A 1,706-nucleotide genomic window follows, 5' to 3' on the forward strand; every position below is an offset into this window, starting at 1 on the left:
CAAAGGCAGGTTCTTTAAGGTAAGGAGGTGATCCAACCGCAGGTTCCCCTACGGTTACCTTGTTACGACTTCACCCCAGTCATGAATCACAAAGTGGTAAGCGCCCTCCCGAAGGTTAAGCTACCTACTTCTTTTGCAACCCACTCCCATGGTGTGACGGGCGGTGTGTACAAGGCCCGGGAACGTATTCACCGTAGCATTCTGATCTACGATTACTAGCGATTCCGACTTCATGGAGTCGAGTTGCAGACTCCAATCCGGACTACGACATACTTTATGAGGTCCGCTTGCTCTCGCGAGGTCGCTTCTCTTTGTATATGCCATTGTAGCACGTGTGTAGCCCTGGTCGTAAGGGCCATGATGACTTGACGTCATCCCCACCTTCCTCCAGTTTATCACTGGCAGTCTCCTTTGAGTTCCCGGCCTAACCGCTGGCAACAAAGGATAAGGGTTGCGCTCGTTGCGGGACTTAACCCAACATTTCACAACACGAGCTGACGACAGCCATGCAGCACCTGTCTCACAGTTCCCGAAGGCACCAAAGCATCTCTGCTAAGTTCTGTGGATGTCAAGACCAGGTAAGGTTCTTCGCGTTGCATCGAATTAAACCACATGCTCCACCGCTTGTGCGGGCCCCCGTCAATTCATTTGAGTTTTAACCTTGCGGCCGTACTCCCCAGGCGGTCGATTTAACGCGTTAGCTCCGGAAGCCACGCCTCAAGGGCACAACCTCCAAATCGACATCGTTTACGGCGTGGACTACCAGGGTATCTAATCCTGTTTGCTCCCCACGCTTTCGCACCTGAGCGTCAGTCTTTGTCCAGGGGGCCGCCTTCGCCACCGGTATTCCTCCAGATCTCTACGCATTTCACCGCTACACCTGGAATTCTACCCCCCTCTACAAGACTCTAGCCTGCCAGTTTCGAATGCAGTTCCCAGGTTGAGCCCGGGGATTTCACATCCGACTTGACAGACCGCCTGCGTGCGCTTTACGCCCAGTAATTCCGATTAACGCTTGCACCCTCCGTATTACCGCGGCTGCTGGCACGGAGTTAGCCGGTGCTTCTTCTGCGGGTAACGTCAATCGACAAGGTTATTAACCTTCTCGCCTTCCTCCCCGCTGAAAGTGCTTTACAACCCGAAGGCCTTCTTCACACACGCGGCATGGCTGCATCAGGCTTGCGCCCATTGTGCAATATTCCCCACTGCTGCCTCCCGTAGGAGTCTGGACCGTGTCTCAGTTCCAGTGTGGCTGGTCATCCTCTCAGACCAGCTAGGGATCGTCGCCTAGGTGAGCCGTTACCCCACCTACTAGCTAATCCCATCTGGGCACATCTGATGGCATGAGGCCCGAAGGTCCCCCACTTTGGTCTTGCGACGTTATGCGGTATTAGCTACCGTTTCCAGTAGTTATCCCCCTCCATCAGGCAGTTTCCCAGACATTACTCACCCGTCCGCCGCTCGTCACCCGAGAGCAAGCTCTCTGTGCTACCGCTCGACTTGCATGTGTTAGGCCTGCCGCCAGCGTTCAATCTGAGCCATGATCAAACTCTTCAATTTAAGTTTGATGCTCAAAGAATTAAACTTCGTAATGAATTACGTGTTCACTCTTGAGACTTGGTATTCATTTTTCGTCCGAGGACGTTAAGAATCCATGTCACTTTGAGTGCCCACACAGATTGTCTGATAAATTGTTAAAGAGCAGT

1 rRNA gene is annotated in these 1,706 nt (G+C 52.9%); it reads right to left on the reverse strand.

Annotated features, from left to right (window positions below):
- Positions 1-20: 20 nt before the first annotated feature.
- Positions 21-1,560 (reverse strand): 16S ribosomal RNA (locus MKR05_RS26825).
- Between the last annotated feature and the right edge of the window lie 146 nt (positions 1,561-1,706).

The sequence above is a fragment of the Klebsiella sp. K5-204 genome (assembly GCF_030128585.1).
In the GTDB taxonomy this organism is placed as follows: domain Bacteria; phylum Pseudomonadota; class Gammaproteobacteria; order Enterobacterales; family Enterobacteriaceae; genus Klebsiella; species Klebsiella quasipneumoniae.